Source organism: Pseudomonas sp. B392_1p (assembly GCF_052245235.1).
In the GTDB taxonomy this organism is placed as follows: domain Bacteria; phylum Pseudomonadota; class Gammaproteobacteria; order Pseudomonadales; family Pseudomonadaceae; genus Serpens; species Serpens gallinarum.
On record NZ_JBQPXM010000008.1, the window covers coordinates 194,750 to 215,226 of the forward strand.

16 protein-coding genes and 2 pseudogenes are annotated in these 20,477 nt (G+C 58.5%); 12 read left to right on the forward strand and 6 right to left on the reverse strand.

What is annotated here, in order from left to right; genetic code table 11:
- The first annotated feature begins 234 nt into the window (after positions 1–234).
- Both ACTV8E_RS13365 and speA read left to right on the forward strand, forming a co-directional pair.
- Positions 235–606, forward strand: a complete 372-nt coding sequence (locus ACTV8E_RS13365) for a translation initiation factor Sui1 (RefSeq protein ID WP_273536685.1) — start codon at positions 235–237, stop codon at positions 604–606.
- Positions 607–708: 102 nt separating this feature from the next.
- Positions 709–2,619 carry an arginine decarboxylase gene (gene speA, locus ACTV8E_RS13370; protein WP_251834921.1) on the forward strand — a complete coding sequence of 637 codons (1,911 nt, stop codon included), beginning with the start codon at positions 709–711 and terminating at the stop codon, positions 2,617–2,619.
- 29 nt (positions 2,620–2,648) lie between these two features.
- Here the strand turns inward: speA and ACTV8E_RS13375 are convergent, their stop codons facing one another.
- Complete coding sequence (locus ACTV8E_RS13375) at positions 2,649–4,001, reverse strand: MATE family efflux transporter (RefSeq protein WP_443199781.1); 1,353 nt, start codon at positions 3,999–4,001, stop codon at positions 2,649–2,651.
- A 255-nt stretch (positions 4,002–4,256) separates the two neighbouring features.
- Between ACTV8E_RS13375 and ACTV8E_RS13380 the strand changes: the two genes are divergently transcribed.
- A complete protein-coding gene (locus ACTV8E_RS13380; protein ID WP_273536688.1) occupies positions 4,257–5,411 on the forward strand; it encodes a toxin-antitoxin system YwqK family antitoxin in 1,155 nt (384 codons plus the stop codon).
- 35 nt (positions 5,412–5,446) lie between these two features.
- Here the strand turns inward: ACTV8E_RS13380 and ACTV8E_RS13385 are convergent, their stop codons facing one another.
- Positions 5,447–5,932: an LEA type 2 family protein gene (locus ACTV8E_RS13385; protein WP_443199782.1), complete on the reverse strand. Its 486-nt coding sequence runs from the start codon at positions 5,930–5,932 to the stop codon at positions 5,447–5,449.
- A gap of 532 nt (positions 5,933–6,464) precedes the next feature.
- On the opposite strand from ACTV8E_RS13385, the gene ACTV8E_RS13390 reads away from it, so the two are divergent.
- From ACTV8E_RS13390 to ACTV8E_RS13400, 3 genes are all read left to right on the forward strand, one after another.
- Complete coding sequence (locus ACTV8E_RS13390) at positions 6,465–7,976, forward strand: succinate CoA transferase (RefSeq protein WP_443199783.1); 1,512 nt, start codon at positions 6,465–6,467, stop codon at positions 7,974–7,976.
- A gap of 304 nt (positions 7,977–8,280) precedes the next feature.
- Positions 8,281–10,485: an OsmC domain/YcaO domain-containing protein gene (locus ACTV8E_RS13395; RefSeq protein ID WP_443199784.1), complete on the forward strand. Its 2,205-nt coding sequence runs from the start codon at positions 8,281–8,283 to the stop codon at positions 10,483–10,485.
- A gap of 370 nt (positions 10,486–10,855) precedes the next feature.
- Positions 10,856–12,337: a sensor domain-containing diguanylate cyclase gene (locus ACTV8E_RS13400; protein ID WP_443199785.1), complete on the forward strand. Its 1,482-nt coding sequence runs from the start codon at positions 10,856–10,858 to the stop codon at positions 12,335–12,337.
- Positions 12,338–12,372: 35 nt separating this feature from the next.
- On the opposite strand, the gene ACTV8E_RS13405 is transcribed toward ACTV8E_RS13400, so the two are convergent.
- On the reverse strand, positions 12,373–12,933 hold the full coding sequence (locus ACTV8E_RS13405) for a YSC84-related protein (protein ID WP_443199803.1): 561 nt from the start codon (positions 12,931–12,933) through the stop codon (positions 12,373–12,375).
- 225 nt (positions 12,934–13,158) lie between these two features.
- Here ACTV8E_RS13405 and ACTV8E_RS13410 point away from each other — a divergent pair, with 225 nt between their 5' ends.
- The 4 genes from ACTV8E_RS13410 to ACTV8E_RS13425 all read left to right on the forward strand — a co-directional run bounded on the left by ACTV8E_RS13410 (position 13,159) and on the right by ACTV8E_RS13425 (position 16,960).
- Positions 13,159–13,815: a M23 family metallopeptidase gene (locus tag ACTV8E_RS13410; protein WP_443199786.1), complete on the forward strand. Its 657-nt coding sequence runs from the start codon at positions 13,159–13,161 to the stop codon at positions 13,813–13,815.
- Positions 13,816–14,265: 450 nt separating this feature from the next.
- Entirely contained in the window at positions 14,266–15,249 is a 984-nt protein-coding gene (locus tag ACTV8E_RS13415; protein ID WP_443199787.1) for a DUF1852 domain-containing protein, read from the forward strand.
- A 23-nt stretch (positions 15,250–15,272) separates the two neighbouring features.
- Entirely contained in the window at positions 15,273–16,301 is a 1,029-nt protein-coding gene (locus ACTV8E_RS13420; RefSeq protein ID WP_251834931.1) for a methionine synthase, read from the forward strand.
- A 149-nt stretch (positions 16,302–16,450) separates the two neighbouring features.
- Positions 16,451–16,960 carry a flavin reductase family protein gene (locus tag ACTV8E_RS13425; RefSeq protein WP_443199788.1) on the forward strand — a complete coding sequence of 170 codons (510 nt, stop codon included), beginning with the start codon at positions 16,451–16,453 and terminating at the stop codon, positions 16,958–16,960.
- Positions 16,961–17,256: 296 nt separating this feature from the next.
- Here the strand turns inward: ACTV8E_RS13425 and ACTV8E_RS13430 are convergent.
- Positions 17,257–17,430: pseudogene (locus ACTV8E_RS13430) on the reverse strand (glutathione binding-like protein); the annotation flags it as partial.
- A 169-nt stretch (positions 17,431–17,599) separates the two neighbouring features.
- Here ACTV8E_RS13430 and ACTV8E_RS13435 point away from each other — a divergent pair.
- On the forward strand, positions 17,600–18,529 hold the full coding sequence (locus ACTV8E_RS13435; RefSeq protein ID WP_443199789.1) for a malate dehydrogenase: 930 nt from the start codon (positions 17,600–17,602) through the stop codon (positions 18,527–18,529).
- Between the two features lie 62 nt (positions 18,530–18,591).
- Here the strand turns inward: ACTV8E_RS13435 and ACTV8E_RS13440 are convergent.
- Positions 18,592–18,815: pseudogene (locus tag ACTV8E_RS13440) on the reverse strand (LrgB family protein); the annotation flags it as partial.
- A 22-nt stretch (positions 18,816–18,837) separates the two neighbouring features.
- The gene (locus tag ACTV8E_RS13445) at positions 18,838–19,968 is read right to left on the reverse strand and encodes an SRPBCC family protein (protein WP_443199790.1); all 1,131 of its coding nucleotides are present in this window, start codon (positions 19,966–19,968) and stop codon (positions 18,838–18,840) included.
- A gap of 87 nt (positions 19,969–20,055) precedes the next feature.
- Here ACTV8E_RS13445 and ACTV8E_RS13450 point away from each other — a divergent pair.
- Positions 20,056–20,477, forward strand: a 422-nt coding sequence (locus ACTV8E_RS13450) for a LysR family transcriptional regulator (protein WP_443199791.1), incomplete at its 3' end; no start/stop codon positions are given.

Below are 20,477 nucleotides of genomic sequence, written 5' to 3' on the forward strand. Positions count from 1 at the left end.
CCCCGTCGTCTGGCTGGATACGCAAGGCACGGCGGCCGCCCATCGGCTCGGCAGCGGCGCGCCAGAAAGACACCCCACTGGCGGGGTGCTCATCCAGCTGTGGTGAACTCGCCTATCTTTTTGAATCGAGCGACGCCGCCTTACAACTCGGCGCCGTCGTCGCCTGTGCACCGATGGGGGCAGGGCGTGTTTGTCGTTACACTGCGCGCCCCGTGCTCTTGCGAGGACTTAGTAATGTCCAAGAAAACCTCTTCCTTCGCCGCTTTGGGCGGTTTGGTTTATTCCACCGATGCCGGCCGGCATTGTCCCGATTGTGGCCAGCCGCAGGCCGCTTGCATCTGCTCGCAGAGCCAGATTCCCGCGGGCGACGGTATTGCCCGTGTCCGCCGCGAAACCAAGGGTCGCGGCGGCAAGACGGTCACCACCATCACGGGCGTGCCCCTGGCCGAACCGGAGCTCAAGGAGCTGGCCAGCGCGCTGAAGAAACGCTGCGGCTGCGGTGGCGGTCTCAAGGAGGGCGTAATTGAAATCCAGGGTGAGCATGTCGACTTGCTGCTGGACGAACTGATCAAGCGTGGCTTCAAGGCCAAGAAATCCGGCGGTTGAGCGCCGGTTAAAAAAAGCGGCAGCGGATAGTTTGCCCACCCTTCCCATTCCCGTATTGAGCTGTCAGGCTCTGGGCGACTTTGAGGTTTGCTGGAGAAAACAATGGCTCGACGTACACGCAAGGACGATGGCAGCAGCTGGACCGTAGCGGACAGCCGCAGTGTCTATGGCATTCGTCACTGGGGCGCAGGCTATTTTGCGATCAATGATGCCGGGCGGGTGGAAGTTAACCCACGCCCCGGCCTCGGCAAGCCCATCGATGTCTTCGAGCAGGTGCAGCAATTGCGCGGCAGTGGTTTGTCGCTGCCGTTATTGCTGCGTTTTCCCGACATTCTTCAGGACCGCGTGCGCCAACTGACCGGCGCTTTTGACGCGCATATCGAGCGGCTCGACTACCAGAACCGCTACAGCGCGCTATACCCGATCAAGGTTAACCAACAGGAAGCGGTGGTGGAAAACATCATCGCCACCGAAAACGTCGCCATTGGTCTGGAGGCCGGTTCCAAGCCTGAGCTGATGGCGGTGCTGGCGCTGGCGCCCAAGGGCGGCACCATCGTCTGCAACGGCTACAAGGACCGCGAGTTCATCCGCTTGGCGCTGATCGGCCAGAAGCTGGGTCACAACGTGTTTATTGTGATCGAGAAGGAATCCGAGGTTGCGCTGGTCATCGAGGAGGCAGCCGAACTCAAGGTCGCTCCGCAGATCGGCTTGCGCGTGCGCCTGTCTTCGCTGTCCTCGTCGAAGTGGGCCGACACGGGCGGTGAGAAATCCAAGTTCGGTCTGTCTGCCGCGCAGTTGCTGACAGTAATCGAACGCTTTCGCGCCGCCGGGCTGGATCAGGGCGTGCGTCTGCTGCATTTCCACATGGGCTCGCAGATCGCCAATATCGCCGATTACCGCCAGGGTTTTCGTGAAGCGATCCGTTATTACGGTGAGCTGCGCGCGCTGGGACTGCCGGTCGATCACATCGACGTCGGCGGCGGCCTGGGCGTGGACTACGACGGCACCCACTCGCGCAACGCCAGTTCGATCAACTACGACATCGATGACTACGCCGCCACCGTGGTCGGCATGCTCAAGGGCTTCTGCGACCTGCAGGACCTGCCGCATCCGCATATCTTTTCTGAAAGCGGCCGGGCGATGACTGCCCATCACGCGGTGCTGGTGGTGCAGGTGACCGATGTCGAGCGCCACAACGATGAAACGCCCGTCATCGACGCCGAGGTGGAGCATCCTGAGACGCTGCAGGAGTTGATCGGGTTGCTGGGTGACACCGACCCGGAAATGGTCGCCGAGACGTACTGGCGAGCCACGCATTTTATTGGCGAGGTATCGAGCCAGTATTCCGCCGGCAAGCTCAGCCTGCCGCAGAAGGCCCTGGCCGAGCAGTGCTACTTCGCCATCTGCCGGCGCCTGTACAATCAGCTCAAGGCCCGCCAACGTTCGCACCGCGCGGTGCTCGATGAGCTCAACGACAAGCTGGCAGACAAATACATCTGTAACTTCTCGGTGTTCCAGAGCCTGCCGGACACCTGGGCAATCGACCAAATCCTGCCGATCACGCCGTTGCATCGCCACGATGAAGAGCCGCTGCGCCGCGCCGTGCTGCAGGACCTGACCTGCGACTCGGACGGCAAGATCAAGCACTACGTAGACGAACAGAGCATCGAAACCAGCCTGCCGGTGCATGAGGTACGCCCCGGCGAGGATTACCTGCTCGGTGTGTTCCTGGTCGGGGCCTACCAGGAAATTCTCGGCGACATGCACAACCTGTTCGGCGACACCGACTCGGTGAATGTCTATCAGCGTCCCGATGGCAGCGTTTACCACGCCGGCATCGAAACCCACGACACCATTGAGGACATGCTGCGCTACGTGCACCTGTCGCCGGAAGAACTGATGACCTTCTACCGCGACAAAGTGGCCAGCGCCACGCTCACTGCCCGCGAACGCACCCAGTTCCTCGATGCGCTGCGCCTGGGCCTGACGCGGTCGTCGTACCTGTCCACGTGATTACCCAACCGTAGGGCGGTCGCGCCGCTCTACGGTTGCGGTGTCGGCGCAAACCAGCGGTCATGGCGCGCAAGTCGCCAACCCATAGTAGCCAGACAAAGGCCGCGGATGCCCATGAAGGTCAGGAACGCCAGCCACAGACCATGATTGCCCATGGGGCGCAACGCCAGCCCCAAGGGCAGACTCAGGGCCACGGCGATGAGCATGGCATTGCGCATTTCGCGGGCTCGCGTGGCACCGATGAACAGGCCATCGAGCAGGTAGCTCCAGACCGCAATCAGCGGCAGCAGAGCCAGATACGGCAGGTACCTATGGGCCACCGCGCGCACCTCGGCAATATCGCTCTGCAGATTGACGAACACCTCGCCACCACTGAAAAACAACAGGGCAAAGAGCAGGCTGGCCAGCAGCGACCAACCCCCGCTGATCACCAAGGCGCGGCGCAAGGCAAGCCGGTCGCGAGCACCGATGGCGTGCCCGCACAACGCCTCGACTGCATGGGCCAGGCCATCCAATGCGTAGGCGGTGACCAGCAGCCCATTAAGCAGCAAGGCATTGGCCGCCACCGTGGCGTCGCCCAGGCGTGCGCCTTGCACAGTGAACAGAAAGAACACGCCTTGTAGCGCCAGGCTGCGGATAAAAATGTCCCGATTCACCGCCAGCAGCGGGCGCCAGTTACGCCAGCGGCGCAGTGCGTGAACGTCCAGCCGGCCCGTTTGCTGACGCAGGGCCAGGCGCGTCAGCAGCAGGCCGAGCAAAACCCCGCTCCATTCGGCGAGCACCGCCGCCCAGGCAGCACCGGCCACGCCCCACTCGAGGCCAAGCACAAACCACAACGACAAGACAATATTGGTGATGTTTGTGGTGAGCAGCACGGCCAGAGGTGCGCGGGCATTCTGCGAGCCGAGGAACCAGCCGACCAGCGCATAGTTGGCCAGGGCGGCGGGCAAGCCGAGCAGGCGGATATGGAAGAATTCGCGCGTCAGGTCGTGCAGCTCGGCTGAGGGGTTCATCAGCCCGAGGGCAGAGGTGCTCAGCGGTACCGCCAAGCTGCCTAGCAGCAACGCCAGTAGCACAGCCAGCACCAGGCCCTGTAGCAACACCTGTCGCAAGGCGCCGCCATCTTCACGCCCACTGGCCTGGGCGGCAAAGCCTGTGGTACCCATGCGCAAAAAACCCAGGGTGCCGACGATCATCACATACAGAGTACTGCCCACCGCTACCGCGCCGAGTTGGTGGGCGTGGGGCAAATGGCCGGCCACGGCCGTGTCGACCAGTGCTACCAGCGGCACCGACAGATTGGACAGGATCATGGGAACGGCCAACGCCCAGACCCGGCGATGGGTCGGAGCATGGCGCCAGGCATTCAACATCACGGACATAAGGCACTCCACAGCGACCGCCGACTATAACGGTTGCAGGCACAGCGGACATGCACAGCGGAACTGAAAGTCCCGGTTAGCGTTCTGAACGCTGCTAGTCTGAGCAGGCTTGGGGCAATAAATGCCCTTGGGCAAGCCACACTCCTTTTCCGCAATCCAGAGGTCCAGAGCTTCGCATCTGGGCCTATCGGTGTGTCTGAAAGGGCGTGGGAACCCCTGCCAGGATGGCGGAGAAGAACGATAAGGAGATCGGCAATGAAGCGCTGGCAATGTCGCCGGCTGGGTACCGGACTGTGGATGATCGTGCTGGTTGGGTTGGCCTGGTCAATGTGGACTTATCGCCTGGATGCATTGGGTGTGTTGGGCGCCGCTTTACCAGAGTGCTTCGACGAGAGCGCGAGCCCAGCAACGGCAGAGCCGTATGAGACCTTCGAGCAAGGCATACGCCGCCAGTACGATGGGGCGGGGCGCTTGCTGCGTGAGTTTCAGGTTGATGCCGCCGGCAATCTGCAAGGGGACCTGCGCGAGTTCTACAGCACTGGCACGGTGCGTTACCAGATGGCCCACGTGGATGGGCGCCGGATGGGCCTGGAAAAATTTTATCGCACGGACGGAGGTCTGAGCCGGATTGCCTGGATTGATGCCAATGGCCGCGAACGGGCTGCGGCGAGTTTTCTTGCCGACGGTCAGTTGAGCAACCTGCAGTGCGGCCATCGACCCTTGCTGGAGGAGTTGGATCGGCAGTGGTGCGGATTTGCCGGGCAACCCAGCGAAGTGGTGCTGCACGGAGAACATGGGCCGGTGAGGCAGGAAAGCTGGCTGCTCGGTGAGCTGCAACGTCGCGACGAGCTGGACGAATGGGGGCGTTTGCGCAGCTCCTTTCGGCTGATCAATGACGAACAGCTTACGGTGCGTTATTTCCCCAATGGTCAGTTAAAAGCGGAAAGTACGTTTCGTGGACGAGGCCGGAACCAGGCCGAAGGTCTGCGCGAAGGACGGGAGCGAGAATGGGCAGAAAATGGCCAGCTCGTGCAGGAAACTGTCTGGAAGCAAGGGCATATCACTCACAGTACTCAGTGGTATCCCAACGGAGAGCTAAAGGAACGCCGCTTTGTGAAACCTGGCACCGAGGCGACGTCGCAGCCGGTGCTGCGGGTCGAGCACTACTGGGAAAACGGCAAGCTCAGCTACCGCGGCGCCCAGAGAGGAGGCGTTGGCGTGGGCAGCCACAAGCGTTTTGACGAGCAGGGACGTTTGCGACTGGAAATTCGCCTGGATCCCAATGGCACGCCGTTACTGCGCATCGAGTATGACCCCCAGACCGGCGCCGTGCTGCAGTCCGAACATCTGCAGCCAAAGCAAGGCGGGACCTCCGACACTGCTGCGCCACATGGGCGAGGCTATTTCTGAGGCGCGTATTGAGCACCGCAACCGATTGGCGCGTCTCAGCGCTGGGCCGGTGCAGGCCAATCGAGTATGCCCGAGTCACTGAAACGCGCCGAGCCGAGCATGCTGCCGCCGAGCTTGCCGCGGATCACATAGGGCACGCCCTGGCCGGGCTGATAGCCTGCCAGCCCCCAGGTCTGACGCAGGGCCGAAAAGGCGGAAATGGTCACCGGGACTTCGATCAGTGTTTCGCCGAAACCGGCCACCCTGCCACGCTGATCGCTCACCCCGCTGGCCAGGGGCTGACCGTTGATATCCAGCTCCAGTGCCACGCCCTGAAAGTCGATGCTGGTGTCATTGGGGTTCTGCACGCGCAATTTCACCTTGAAGCGCATTTCCAGACCTTGCCCCGGTAAAGGTTCCAGGCCGGCCAGGTCGATCTTCAACGGGTCGCGAGGCGCCAGGCTGGCGCAAGCGGCAAGCGTAGCCAGCAACAAGGTGCTGATCAGCAAACGCGAGATTCGGGACAGCGAACGACTGGGCATTGAGGGCTTCCGCTACGGCTATGGGAGAGGTTCGACCTTTAAGATGTTGCTTTGCTCCCGAAGATCGGCGCCGAGTGTAGCGCACGGCAGGTCGTGCGTTCTGGGCAATCACGGCTTATACCGGATCACCTCGCCGGCACAGATGAATGGCCGCATCAGGTAGAGTGGCGACCGTTACATTCTCACGCGCCTGGTCAATCGAGTCGGTATAATCCGGCGCCGCCTTCTTTTGGCGATCCTGTTTTGCTGCAAACCCAACCGTCTGAGTTTAGTGCGTGCCAAGCCGCTCCGACATGCTCGGATGGTCGACCTTTGTATAGCTGTCAAAAAACTGGGTAACCCTAGAATACGGTGAGCGATTAAAAAGCGGACGTTAAGCGCGGCATGATTCCTTGTGAGGTTCTGTAGGTTGGGTGGTAGCGACATGGCGTTAGCCTCCCACGCTTGAAGTCCTGACACACTCGAACCGTCAGGGCGCTATGTGATGCGCTGCAGATCCTCATAGGCGAGCATTAATTCAGAGGTGGATTTCATGACAACGGATCTAAAAAAGTACATTCGCAATGCTGCTTTCCTGGACAAGGTTGTATCGGCAGAAGAAGCAGCATCGTGGATCGAAGACGGCATGACGCTGGGTATGAGTGGTTTCACTCTGTTTGGTGAACCGAAGGAATTCCCTCGGGCACTGTCCGAGCGTGGCCAGAAAGAGAAGTTCAAGGTCAACCTGTTCACCGGCGCTTCCATGGGCCCGGCCGCCGACCAGTCCATGGCTGAGGCGGGCATCATCAACAAGCGCATTCCTTATCAGGGCAACCCGGTACAGCGCAAAAAGATCAACGCCGGCGAAGTGCTGTACATCGACCAGCACCTGTCGCACATGGCTGAACTGATCCGCCAGGGCGTCCTGCCGCAAGTCGACTACGCCATCATTGAAGCCGCTGCTATCACCGAAGACGGTCAGATCATTCCGACCGGTTCCGTAGGCAACTCGCCGATTTTCGTACAAACCGCCAAACACGTGATCATCGAGCTGAACACGTCTGCTCCGCGTGAGTACGAAGGCATGCACGATATCTACGTGCCGGGCGCCGCCGGTGAGAATTCGCGTAAAGATATTCCTGTGTACGACATCAGCACCCGAATCGGCACCGTGGGCATTCCGGTCGATCCGGCCAAGGTGCGCGGTATCGTACTGTCCAGCCAGCCGGATATCCCTTCGCCACTGTTCGAGCCGAACGAAGACACCCAGCAAATCGCTGACAACCTGCTCGACTTCCTGCGCGCCGAAGTCAAGGCAGGTCGCCTGACCAACAGCCTGGCTCCGCTGCAGTCCGGTGTGGGTTCCGTAGCCAACGCCGTGCTGAACGGCATGCGCACCTCCGAGTTCAAGGACCTGGTGGTTGCTTCGGAAGTACTGCAGGACGGCGTCTTCGACCTGATCGACGCAGGTGTGGTCAAGTTTGCTGCGGGCACCGCGTTCTCGCTGTCCAAGAAGCGCGTCGAGAACCTGGCTTCCGACATGGCCAAGTACGCCGGCAAGGTGGTGTTCCGTCCGCAGGAAATCTCCAACCACCCGGAAGTGATCCGTCGCCTGGGTATCATTTCTTTCAACACCGCACTGGAAGTGGACATCTACGGCAACGTGAACTCCACCCATGTCAGCGGCACTCACATGATGAACGGCATCGGCGGCTCGGGTGACTTCGCCCGTAACGCGCGTATCAGCATCTTCGTGACCACCTCCACCGCGAAGAACGGCAACGTTTCCTCGATCGTGCCGTTCGTGACCCACGTCGACCACACCAACCATGATGTCGACTGCATCATCACCGAACAGGGTTTTGCGGACCTGCGTGGTCTGGCCCCAGTTGAGGCGGCCGAGCGCATCATCAACAACTGCATGCACCCTGATTACAAGCATCAGGCAATGGCTTACCTCGAAGAGGCGAAGGCCCGCGGCGGCCATACCCCGCACGTGCTGGAAAAGGCTTTCTCCTGGCACACCAACCTGGCCGAACACGGCACCATGCAACTGAAGAAGTAATCGACACGCACCACCTAAAATCCGATGTCGGGTATCCGGCATCGGATTTTTTGTTTTTGACGTTCACACTCGGCCGGGCTCGAGCGAGTTGGCGCGCCGTCAGGGCACAGTCATTTTTGCCACTGATCAGATTGGCGAGGGCGTCCTGCTCACCCCGTACCTCAGCGCAGCCCTTTTCCAGAGCGTGATGGCCAGTGCGCAAGGTGCGCCACACGCAAATCGCCGCGGCTTCTGAACAAGACATCCCGCTGGAAAACCGGATAATGGCGGCCAATTCGTCCTGCTCGTCATTCTGGTAAACCACATGGAAATCAAGGTCAACTTTCTCGACAACCTTCGGCTTGAGGCCAAGTTCGATGATTTCACGGTGGTGGCTGATCAACCTATCCGTTACAAGGGCGATGGCTCCGCGCCGGGCCCGTTCGATTACTTTCTAGCCTCCTCGGCCTTGTGTGCGGCCTACTTTGTAAAGCTGTACTGCCAGACGCGGAACATCCCCACCGAAAATATCCGCCTTTCGCAAAACAACATTGTCGATCCGGAAAACCGCTACAACCAGATCTTCAAGATCCAGGTCGAGTTGCCGGCGGACATCTCTGAAAAAGACCGCCAGGGCATCCTGCGTTCTATCGACCGTTGTACGGTAAAGAAGGTGGTGCAAACCGGGCCTGAGTTCATCATCGAAGAGGTGGAGAATCTCGACTCCGACGCCCAGGCGTTGCTGATGGTAAATCCGGATTCCGAGACGAGCACCTATATCGCGGGCAAGGATCTGCCGCTGGAGCAAACCATCGCCACCATGTCCGGCATTCTGGCGGACCTGGGCATGAAGATTGAGATCGCCTCGTGGCGCAATATCGTGCCCAATGTCTGGTCGCTGCATGTTCGCGATGCGCACTCGCCGATGTGCTTTACCAATGGCAAGGGCGCGACCAAGGAAGCCGCATTGGCATCGTCGCTGGGCGAGTTCATCGAACGCCTGAACTGCAATTTCTTCTACAACGACCAGTTCTGGGGCGAAGACATCGCCAATGCGGCGTTTGTGCATTATCCGGAAGAGCGCTGGTTCAAGCCGGGTCGTAACGATGCGCTACCGGCTGAAATTCTCGACGCCCACTGCCTGGCGATTTACAACCCGGATGGCGAATTGCGTGGCTCGCACCTGTACGACACCAACTCGGGCAACGTGGAGCGTGGCATTTGCGCGCTGCCCTATGTGCGCAAGTCGGATGGCAAGGTGGTGTATTTCCCGACCAACCTGATCGAAAACCTGTACCTGAGCAACGGCATGAGTGCCGGTAATACCCTGGCCGAAGCGCAGGTGCAGTGCCTGTCGGAAATTTTCGAGCGCGCGGTAAAGCGCGAGATTATCGAAGGTGAGATCGCACTGCCCGATGTGCCGGACGCGGTATTGGCAAAGTACCCTGGCATTCTGGCCGGCATCCAGGGGCTGGAAGAGCAGGGCTTTCCGGTGCTGGTGAAGGATGCGTCGCTGGGCGGACAATTCCCGGTGATGTGCGTCACCCTGATGAACCCGCGTACCGGCGGCGTGTTTGCCTCGTTCGGCGCACACCCCAGCTTGGCAGTGGCGCTGGAGCGCAGTCTGACGGAGTTGCTGCAAGGCCGCAGTTTCGAAGGCCTCAACGATTTACCGCAGCCGACTTTCGAAAGTCACGCGGTGACGGAGCCGAACAACTCTGTTGAGCATTTCATCGATTCCAGCGGCGTCGTCTCGTGGCGCTTTTTCAGTGCCAAGGCTGATTACGAGTTCGTCGAGTGGGACTTCTCTGGCCAGGGTACTGACTCCAATGCCGAAGAAGCCGCGACCTTGTTCGGCATCCTCGAAGACATGGGCAAAGAAGTGTACATGGCGGTGTATGAGCACCTGGGCGCAACCGCCTGCCGCATGTTGGTGCCGGGTTATTCCGAAGTTTATCCAGTGGATGACCTCATTTGGGATAACACCAACAAGGCTCTGTTCTTCCGCGAGGACATCCTCAACTTGCATCGCCTGGACGACGACGAGCTGCAAGCGCTGGTTGAGCGGCTGGAAGAAAGCGAACTGGATGATTACACCGACATCAGTACCCTCATCGGCATTGAATTTGATGACAACACGGACTGGGGTCAGTTGACGATTCTCGAATTGAAGCTGCTGATCTACGTTGCCTTGCAGCGCTTCGACGAGGCGAAGGAGCTGGTGGAAACCTTCCTGCAGTACAACGACAACACCGTCGAGCGTGGCTTGTTCTACCAGGCCCTGAACGTGGTGCTGGAAGTGGTGTTGGACGACGAGCTGGAAATGGCCGATTACGAAGCCAACTTCCGCCGCATGTTCGGCAGCGCCCGCATGGACGCCGCGCTGGGGTCCGTTGAGGGCAGCGTACGCTTCTTCGGCCTGACGCCGACGAGCATGAAACTTGAAGGCCTCGACAGGCACTTGCGGCTTATCGACAGCTTTAAAAAGCTGCATAAGGCGCGGGCGAATGTGTCGGCTCTAACCCATTAAGCGCGCTGACAAGAAAAGCACCTTCGGGTGCTTTTTTTGTTGCTGGCTTTCTGTCGACCGCAACCTCGCTGAATTCAGCGAGTTTCGGTCGATTTCTGCGGTTAAGAGCGTGTGGCCTGCTTCGTTTAGCCTTGGGCAACCCTGGAATAAGGGTTTGAAAGAGAGCTCCGTGCGGACCCACACCCTTGGCCTTGAAAATTTGGATTCGGTTTCATACTCCTAAATCTGTCCTCTTCCGGGTTTCCTTACCGTTGGTCTCCTTTTCAGTTGCTTTTCCGTTAGCGCATTCATGGGGTGGCACGCTCAGTCGACATAAGCATTAAGTATCATTGCAGTGTACGAAACACTGAGAGTGCAGCGGAGTGAAGGCTTGAAAGGCAAAGCGGGATTTTTAACAGGCTCCATACTGCTTCTTGCGCTGATGCCCATGTGGGCCTTCGTTCTGAATGAGATCAAGCATGAACGCGCCTCGACCGAAAGCGCTGCGCGAAATGATGCGATGAACCTGGCGACAGCCTTTGAAGCGCATGTGCACAGCGTGATCAGGCTGATGGATATCATTTTGTTGGATATGCGCGAGGACGTGCTTGAGCATTCCGACTTTCACAGCTATGTCAGGGGAGAGGTGGAGCCCTACGGCAGCTTCGTTGCGCAGTTTGCCGTGATTAACAAGGAAGGTCGGTTGATGTATTCCAATCTCGCTCCGGAAGCCGAGCCAGTGGATCTGAGCGACCGTGAACACTTCCGTATTCACCGTGACAACCCCGACGTCGACCGTTTGTTCATCAGCAAGCCGGTGCTGGGTCGGGTATCGCAACAGTGGACGATTCAGTTCACCCGCCCCATTCTCCAGAACGGCCAATTTGCCGGTGTACTGGTGCATTCCGTGCCCACCAGTTTCTTTGCCGACTACTACGAGCAAATCGATGTTGGGCCAAACGGCAGCATTGTGTTGCTTGGCACTGACCGCAGCGTGCGCGCCATCGCCTCCGGCTCGCCCATCATCGAGCGTTACGGTCAATTCAAGGTGCCCCAGAGCAAACCCTACTTTGACGCGAGCAGCCCCGAGCGTGGCTATTTCGAGGGCGTAAGCAGCCTTGACGGCGAGTACCACCTTGGTGCTTATCGGCGCCTCAACGAGTATGGCGTCGTGGTGGTTGTGCTGTTGGCTCCTAAGGATTTCTTGGCGGCCTACCGGGAGCGCAGGGAATTGCTGATCATCTCGGCGGGCGTCATTTCGGTGCTGCTGTTCGCTGCGGGGATTTTGATCTTCGTGCTGAGTCGTCGGTATTTTCAAAACACCGCCAGCCTTCGCCAGGCCCATGATCAGCTGTCCCAGTTTGCCAATACTGACGCGCTGACCGGCGTGAGCAGCCGCCGCTCATTCCTCCACAGGCTTGAAGCAGAACTCGCTCGGACTGGTCGTCATGGTGATTGTCTGAGCCTGCTGATGTTGGATATCGACCATTTCAAACGCGTCAACGACTGTTATGGGCACCCCATCGGCGACGCGGTGCTCAAGCAATTCACCACCATCTGCACCCGCATGCTTCGCTCGCGTGACCTTTTTGGCCGGCTCGGCGGCGAGGAGTTTGCCATCGCCTTACCGCACACGGACGCCGAAGGCGCACGCTGCGTCGCCGAGAAAATTCGCCTTGCCATCGCTCAGGCACCGATCATGACTCCAGGCGGGACCATTCCCATCACCGTCAGCATGGGTTTGGCGTGCACGCACGTAGATCGTATTGATGTCGATCAGCTAATCGCCAAAGCCGACGGCGCGCTTTACGCAGCCAAGCACGAGGGTCGCAATCAAGTACGTGTTGCGGGTGAGCAGCAGGGTCAGTTTTAGATTGCCCTGCTGTCTCAGCCGCAAAACGGGTCGACTCAGCGTTTGATCAGAGAAATCTTCGTGCCTTCGATGCTGACTCCTGCCATCAGCCCTTGCTGGTCGAAGATGAACGCATAGGCATCATCCTTCAGTGTCGTACTCGACAGGTTCTTCGCGACGCCTTCGTCAACCACAACCACGGTCGGCCCTACACCGATTTCCCAGCCTTTGCTTTCGCGCACGTAGTTCAGAGCTTTGTCGGTCATTAGGAACACGGCATAACCGTAAGACTGGGCACCGGCCTGCAGGCCCCAGGATCCTGATACGGAGTTGTAGTAAGCATCCACGGTTGAGCCGCGCATCAACACGCCTTCGCCATAACTACCTCCGAACACCAGCCCTGCCTTGACGATATTCGGGAAGACCAGAACGGCCTTGGCGTTGCTCGAAATGGTCTCGGCAAAGGGGTGGGTCTTATAGAGTATTTCCAGGGCCTGCCGGGCGTCGGCATCCAGGTCTTCGGCAGTTGCGGCGCTTGCGTTGTTAAGCAGGCTCGCTAATGCCAGCCAGAAGGTCGCGAGAATGATTGCGAAATAGAACCTCAGGGGGTGGGTCATTTTCATGCTCCTCTCTACGGTAAAGCATCGATGAGTCCCGCCGAGCGGGTGCATGATCCGGAAGCAAATGCCGCCCGGTCGACCGCGCGCGTATGAGGCTGAACTAACCTTTTGGCGGTCTGCAGAACGGATAGTTCCGGTGGTCGCTATGCAGCGATGATCCCGTCGCCGGCCGGCCAAGGCAGCTTTAGAGCCGTTCAACATCTACGCCCATGCGGGGACTGCATGTCCGAATCCAGGGTTACGCGTCATACGCCTGTCGGTCGATTAGCTTCAGTGCTGGGTGCGCAGGTATTGATCGTCACGTTAGCCCTATCACCAGGCGAAATGGTTCTAGGTGAGACCTGCATTGCCGGCGGCGATGATGTCGAAGGCTCTGCCGAAAGGGCAGGTCCTGCCATCGTCACAGGCAATTCGGCTGAACAAGAGAGTGCACAGTTGCTCACAGCCGCGCGGTTGATCATCCCGGTTATGGATGTCCTGCGCGTGAGTCTTCGGGATTCCTTCCACGAATGCCGCGGCGAGCGCCGACACGAAGGTATTGATATTGCGGCTGCTCTGCGAACCCCAATCATCGCCGCCGGCGATGGAACTGTAGCCAAGCTATTTAATAGCGTGGCTGGCGGGCTCACGGTCTACCAGTTCGATCTCGACGAGACATTTGTTTACTACTACGCACACCTGGACGCATTCGCTCCCGGGCTAAGAGAGGGCGCGGCGCTGAAGCGCGGGGACCTGCTCGGGTATGTGGGGGTGACAGGCAACGCTGCGGCGGATGCGCCGCATCTGCATTTTGAGATTCTACGGTTGGGACCCGACAAGAAGTGGTGGGAAGGCGAGGCGGTGAATCCATACCCATTCCTCAATAATGCGGAGCGCTGACCGGTGGGATGGGTGCTGGGGGTATGAGTAAGAAAAAGCCTTGTGGCCGGCTTGGTTTAGGTCATAACCGCTCTGGAATAAGGGTTTTGAAGGGACTTCGTGCTGACCCGCACTTTGACTTGGTTGGCCTCTGATCTCCCAAGACTGGCTGCTATCGGCCCAAAAAAAGCGGCCTGTTCCGCAGTGGCTTATCAGACCACCTATTGAAGCCTTGATACGTCTCCAAAATAGGTGCGATCCGCAGCCCAACTCTAAGCGCGCCGCTCTCTCGCCTCGATCATGAGTTAAATTTGTCTTAATAACCAATTAAATGAGATTGCCTCATTTGTCATCAGTGGTGAAAATTCCCCCAGACAAAGCCCCCATTGATGGCCTCGGTACAAAAGTCTTTAGCCACAAGACCGATGCCAACAGTTAGGATTAATTTTAAGCATCAGAGCGACTGGACATATGAGCGCCGATTTCAAGTTCTCCGTTTACAGCATTGGTTTTGATGAGCACTACGTGCCGGCCGAGAACACTCGTCTGACCACCAACTTCGCCAATTTGGCCCGAGGTGAGCGCCGCCAGGAGAATCTGCGCAACACCCTGAAGATGATCAACAACCGCTTCAACACGCTGGCGTATTGGGACAATCCTACTGGCGACCGCTACTCGGTCGAGCTGGAGATCATCTCGGCTGCCATCGAGCTCGACGGGCAGGGCGCGGATCAGTCCCTGCCGCTGATCGAGGTGCTCAAGACCAACATCATCGATCATCACAAGAACGAGAAGATCGACGGCGTGGTCGGCAACAGTTTCTCCTCCTATGTGCGCGACTACGACTTCAGCGTGCTGCTGCTCGAACACAACAAGAACCAGCCCGGCTTTAGCACCCCCGAGGGCTTTGGTGAGCTGCACGGCAAACTGTTCAAGAGCTTCGTTAGCTCAAGCGCCTACCGCGAGAACTTTAAAAAGCAGCCGCTAATTTGCCTGAGTGTCTCCAGCACCAAGACCTACCAGCGCACTGAAAACCAGCACCCGGTCCTGGGCTATGAGTACCTGCAGGACGAGTACTCACTGACCGATGAGTACTTCGACAAGATGGGCTTGGCTGTGCGCTACTTCATGCCGGCCAACAGCGTGGCGCCCTTGGCGTTCTACTTCTCCGGCGACCTGCTGGCCGATTACAGCGACCTCGAGCTGATCGGCACCATCAGCACGATGGATACTTTCCAGAAGATCTACCGTCCCGAAATCTACAACGCCAACTCGCCGGCCGGCAAACACTACCAGCCCAGCCTGAGCCATGAGGACTACTCGCTGACGCGCATTGTGTATGACCGCGAAGAGCGCAGCCGTCTGGCCATTGAGCAGGGACAATTTGTCGAAGAGAAGCTCATCAAGCCCTACCAGTCGACGCTGGAGCAGTGGGTCAAGCGTTTCGCCGCCTGATTTTTGTTGAAGGAATTACCCTTGTGAAAAAGTTACTACCGACCTCCACCGCTGGCAGTCTGCCGAAACCGTCCTGGCTGGCAGAGCCTGAAACGCTCTGGTCGCCTTGGAAACTGGAGGGCGAGGCCTTGTCGGAGGCCAAGCAGGATGCCCTGCGCGTGTCCCTGCAAGAGCAGCTGCATGCGGGCATTGATATCGTCAGCGACGGCGAACAAACCCGCCAGCACTTCGTTACCACCTTCATCGAGCACCTGGAAGGCGTCGACTTTACCAAGCGAGAGACGGTCCGCATCCGCAACCGCTATGACGCCAATGTGCCGAGCGTGGTAGGCGATGTATCGCGTTCAAAGCCGGTATTTGTCGAAGATGCCAAGTTCCTGCGCGGCCAGACTACCCAGCCGATCAAGTGGGCGCTGCCCGGCCCGATGACCATGATCGACACCCTGTACGACGGTCATTACAAGAGCCGTGAAAAGCTGGCCTGGGAATTTGCCAAGATCCTCAACCAGGAGGCCAAGGAGCTGGAGGCTGCCGGCGTCGACATCATCCAGTTTGATGAGCCTGCCTTCAACGTGTTCTTCGATGAGGTCAACGACTGGGGCGTAGCCACCCTGGAGCGCGCGCTGGAAGGGCTCAAGTGCGAAACAGCGGTGCACATCTGCTACGGCTACGGCATCAAGGCCAACACCGACTGGAAGAAGACCCTGGGCAATGAATGGCGTCAGTACGAAGAGGCCTTTCCAAAGTTGCGGAAGTCCAAGCTCGACATCATCTCGCTGGAGTGCCAGAACTCCCGCGTGCCGATGGACCTGATCGAGCTGATTCGCGGCAAGAAGGTCATGGTCGGCGCCATTGATGTGGCCACCGACAGCATCGAAACCCCTGAGCAAGTGGCCGACACGCTGCGCAAGGCACTACAGTTCGTGGATGCCGACAAGCTCTATCCCTCGACCAACTGTGGCATGGCACCATTGTCGCGCCGCGTGGCCCGCGGCAAACTGCACGCACTTAATGCCGGTGCCGAGATCGTGCGCCGCGAGCTGTTGGGCTAAGCCTGCACGCTCTGGCTCACAACACCTGTGCGCCCCGTAAGCGGTGCGCGCAGATGTTTTTATGGCGTTCGAGCTCCTACGTTTCCCCTCTGTATGTGCTGTGGCTTTGCCCAGGCACTCCTGTTTCGCCTCTGTAGCTAGGATCAGTAATGTCTCTCGGCAGCCCAGTCATCGAACCTTTGAGCTTTCGCAAAGCGCTCGGGCACTTCGCATCAGGAATCACCGTGATCACCTCGGACGCCGGTGATGAGCCGGTGGGCTTTACCTGCCAGTCGTTCTACAGCGTCTCGGTCAATCCGCCGCTGGTTTCATTCAGCGTGATGGCCACGTCATCGAGCTACCCGAAAATCCGCCAGGCTGGTCGCTTTGCCGTCAACATCCTGTCCGATGAGCAAACCACGATTTCCAATCAGTTCGCCCAGCGCGGCGCAGACAAATGGCAGGGCATCGACCGGCAAACCTCGCCCTTGGGCAATCCGCTGATTGGCGGCTGCCTGAACTGGTTGGATTGCGAAATTCGCGCCGAGTACGAGGCGGGGGATCACGTGATCGTCGTGGGAGAGGTGAAGGCGCTGAATGTGCATGAGTCTTCTGAGTATTGCCCCTTGCTGTATTTCAAGGGGCAATACTGCACGCTCGATAAGCCCAGCCACTGCTAAAGCGCCCTCGGGTCGATTCTGTTAAAAAAGTCCCGTTGCGATATTTTCCTAAGAAAGAGCGTGAGCGACGTTGAAATCTAAATCACTCAGCGGACGTAACTGTCTTGGTTTTTGCGTAGCAACACTTAAACCAGATGTTTTTCGAGCGTCTGAATAGCCGCGCTCTCAGAAACTGACTTTTTCAACAGAATCGGTCGATAGCGGCCTGTCCGTCTGCTCGATTTGAAAGCGCCGTAAGCGGCCTAGAACACGTTTCGAGGCCGCTTCCGAGAGGAGCGTTAGCCATCAAGCACTGATCAGGGCTTGGCTAGATAACCGGGCAGTTCCTCTATCCGCTTAATCCAACCTTCAATGTGGCTGTACGGTCTTAGATCCACATCGCCTTCCGGGGCTAGCGCGACGTAAGGGTAGACCGCGCAATCCGCAATCGGGGGCCGACCAATCGCAAGCCAGTCATTTCGCTCTAGGTGTTTTCGGTCGATGGGGTTTAGCAGAGGCTGAAGTTATGCCGCGCTGGGCAGGCGAAAAGCAGATACAACGACTAAGGCCACCTTCGGGTGGCCTTTTAGCGTTTGGGGGTAATACTTCTCTGCTCAGGTGGGCGTGTTGCTGGTGGCGCGAGCCGCAGGGAGGTGTGAAGTGAACAAGCTATCAATTGTGGGTGCCGGTTTGGTGGGTGAGGCGGCGGCTCTGATCATTGCCCGGGAAGAGCTTTGTCGTGAACTGATGTTGATTGATGTGCAGGGTGAATTGGCACAGGGCAAGGCGCTGGATGTCTGGCAGGCGGCAGTTGAGTCAGGTTCTGATACCAGGGTTTACGGCGGGTCCAACGCCGAAATGCTGCAGGATTCTGACCTGGTGGTCATTACGGCGGGTGTGCCTCGCAAGCCTGGGCAGTCGCGCCAGGATGTGTTGAGTATCAATCTGCCAATTCTCGATGCCATCATGCGGGATATTAATCTTCATGCTCCGGAGGCGACGGTGTTGGTGGTGTCGAACCCGGTCGACGTGCTGACTTATCGGGCCTGGTGTCTTAGTGGGAAAGGACGCGACAGGGTGTTCGGTCAGGCAGGGGTGCTGGATACGGCGCGCATGAAGTGTTTCATTGCCGAGGAGACAGGGTTTTCTGCTCGGGATATCACGGCGTTGGTGCTGGGAGGGCACGGCGATAGCATGGTGCCGCTGATGCGATACTGCGCGGTCGGTTCGGTGCCGCTGTCTCACTTCCTGTCCAGTCAGCTGATTGAGCGGATTGTGGAGCGCACACGTCAGGGGGGCGGCGAAATTCTGGGATTGAAGAAGGTGGGGAGCGCCTGCGATGCGCCGGGCGTGGCCATTGCGCAGATGGTGGATGCTATCGCCCATGGGCGAAACCGCATTTTGCCGGCGGTCGCGATTCTTGAGGGCGAGTACGGGCGAACAGGGATTGCCATGGGTGTTCCCTGTGTACTGGCAGACAAGGGGATTGCGCGCGTGATCGAGTTGCCTCTGGATGCACAGGAGCAGGTGATGTTCGACCACTCTGCAGATCATGTGGTGCGTGATATTGCTGAAATGAATGCATTGTGAGCGGGGATGCGAGGGGGCTTCGGGGCGCAACGAGATTCGTCTCCCGGGAAGAAGAGTTACTGAGGTCTAGCCGAAGCGCCCAAACGGACCCCAGTAAACAGCACGAAGACCGCAGCCAGGGCTATCACCCCGCCGATTTGCTCGGCCACTCGCATGGCGATGGGCGAGGTCACTGATTTCGGCGCCGGGTCATCAGCATCATGCGCTCAACGCTAAAGGCCCAAGCCAGCGCCACGCCCAGCGCGGTGGCAAAGGCGCCGGTCACGATCAGAGTGGATAGCGTCGGCAAGAGGCTGCGAAGAAGCATATCAACGGGGCGTAGAGACCGCGGATGTAGGAATTAACTGCTCGGCTACAACGCTGAGATTGTTTAGCAGGTCTGCGGAATCCTTCTCGATCCGCTTGTGCAAAAAGATGCGGTTGGCCAGGCGACCGAATAGGTGAGAGAAACGGTACTCCAGCGTGCGAGTGAATCGAGTTTTCGTCGAAATCGTACTGCATTCGTAGGTCAAGAACATGACCAGGCCGTATCTACCGCGCGCCCGCGCTTTCCAGCGCTGTCCTGGCACGTATTCGATGACATCCCAGAGCAGATGGCCGGCGCGCCCGCCTGTGTATGCAAAATGGGCTCCGGCACAGAGGACACCGCTAGGGCCTTTGATGGACACCGGATAGGGATGCCATTCGTGCCAACGCGTCGGAACGGCCAGATAGCTCAGCACCCGCTCTTGCGAACGGTTGATATCGATATGGTGCTGCATGGAGGTCATGTTGTGGTCTTCTTCGTGCCCCTCTTTTTCCCAGTAGAGCGTCCCGTATATCCAGTCCCAGAGTGGAAACACGATGTTGAAATTGAATGTGTGCATCAAGTCGCGAGCGTGGTGCAGTTCGTGTAACCGACGCATGTGGCGGATCCACGGCAGCTTCGAGACGGGGTGTTGTTCTGGAAGGTGTTCGCAGGCATGCAATGCTTCGTAGGCGAGATAGCCGAGCAGCAGCGTTCCGCTAAAAAGGGCTGCCACATTGGTATTCCAATGGCCCAGCACCCAATAGCTCGCCAGGGTGAGCGCTGCAAACACGACTATCAGCCAGGCCGGAAACAAAATCACCCGCCAATCTCTGGCCCCTTCATAGCTCATCTGTCCGTAGGTGAAGAAGCTGTGGTGATCGCCGGTATGGCGTTGATAAAACATCTTGCTGAAACGACGTTTGACGTGGCCCAGATTTTTATGAATTTTGTACTCGCCCCAGTTTTGAAGCAGTAGTGCCGCCGGCACCGCCAGCCACTCCCAGGACTTGACGCCCTCGGTCCGACTCCAGAGAAATGCGATGCAAAGCGCGCCGAACAGAAAAACAAAGCCGCCATGCAGCCAGGCGCTGTAGCGGGGGTTGATGCTCGCGCGATACCGCGCACGAAAGCCGGTCGTATCGAACTGCATATCCGTACCCATCCAGTCGAGGAATTGACAGGACAATATTGCGGGAAGCATTATTTTTCTAATGGATATTAAGAAAGAGCTTTATTCGTGATTACGAATTTGCGTCAGATCGATTTGAACCTGCTCCTGGTGTTCGACGCACTGATGCAGGAGCAGAACCTTTCCCGAGCTGCCGTGCGGTTGCACCTAAGCCAATCAACCGTTAGCAACGCCCTGGCTCGCTTGCGCATTCAGCTCGGCGAGCCGCTGTTCCAACGCACCTCACGAGGGATGGTGCCCACCCCGCAGGCGCAGGCCATCTATGGGCCGGTTCGCCAAGCGTTGCATTTGCTGCGTATCGGACTGGGGCCGCAGGAAGAGATTGATGTCGAAAGCGATTTAACCTTTCGGGTGTCGATGAATGACTATGCGCAGGCGGTGTTTCTGCCAGGTGTGCTTTCGAGGTTGCATGCCGTAGCGCCGCGGTTGGTGCTTTCTGTGCACTCGGACGATGCGGACATTTTGGTCAA

What these genes read in the sequence shown, in the direction of transcription:
- ACTV8E_RS13390 (WP_443199783.1), top strand. Translation starts at nt 6,465, where the DNA reads ATGACAACGGATCTAAAAAAGTACATTCGCAATGCTGCTTTCCTGGAC.
- ACTV8E_RS13365 (WP_273536685.1), top strand. Translation starts at nt 235, where the DNA reads ATGTCCAAGAAAACCTCTTCCTTCGCCGCTTTGGGCGGTTTGGTTTAT.
- speA (WP_251834921.1), top strand. Translation starts at nt 709, where the DNA reads ATGGCTCGACGTACACGCAAGGACGATGGCAGCAGCTGGACCGTAGCG.
- ACTV8E_RS13405 (WP_443199803.1), bottom strand. Translation starts at nt 12,933, where the DNA reads ATGACCCACCCCCTGAGGTTCTATTTCGCAATCATTCTCGCGACCTTC.
- ACTV8E_RS13425 (WP_443199788.1), top strand. Translation starts at nt 16,451, where the DNA reads ATGTCTCTCGGCAGCCCAGTCATCGAACCTTTGAGCTTTCGCAAAGCG.
- ACTV8E_RS13395 (WP_443199784.1), top strand. Translation starts at nt 8,281, where the DNA reads ATGGAAATCAAGGTCAACTTTCTCGACAACCTTCGGCTTGAGGCCAAG.
- ACTV8E_RS13375 (WP_443199781.1), bottom strand. Translation starts at nt 4,001, where the DNA reads ATGTCCGTGATGTTGAATGCCTGGCGCCATGCTCCGACCCATCGCCGG.
- ACTV8E_RS13415 (WP_443199787.1), top strand. Translation starts at nt 14,266, where the DNA reads ATGAGCGCCGATTTCAAGTTCTCCGTTTACAGCATTGGTTTTGATGAG.
- ACTV8E_RS13380 (WP_273536688.1), top strand. Translation starts at nt 4,257, where the DNA reads ATGAAGCGCTGGCAATGTCGCCGGCTGGGTACCGGACTGTGGATGATC.
- ACTV8E_RS13385 (WP_443199782.1), bottom strand. Translation starts at nt 5,932, where the DNA reads ATGCCCAGTCGTTCGCTGTCCCGAATCTCGCGTTTGCTGATCAGCACC.
- ACTV8E_RS13410 (WP_443199786.1), top strand. Translation starts at nt 13,159, where the DNA reads ATGTCCGAATCCAGGGTTACGCGTCATACGCCTGTCGGTCGATTAGCT.
- ACTV8E_RS13445 (WP_443199790.1), bottom strand. Translation starts at nt 19,968, where the DNA reads ATGCAGTTCGATACGACCGGCTTTCGTGCGCGGTATCGCGCGAGCATC.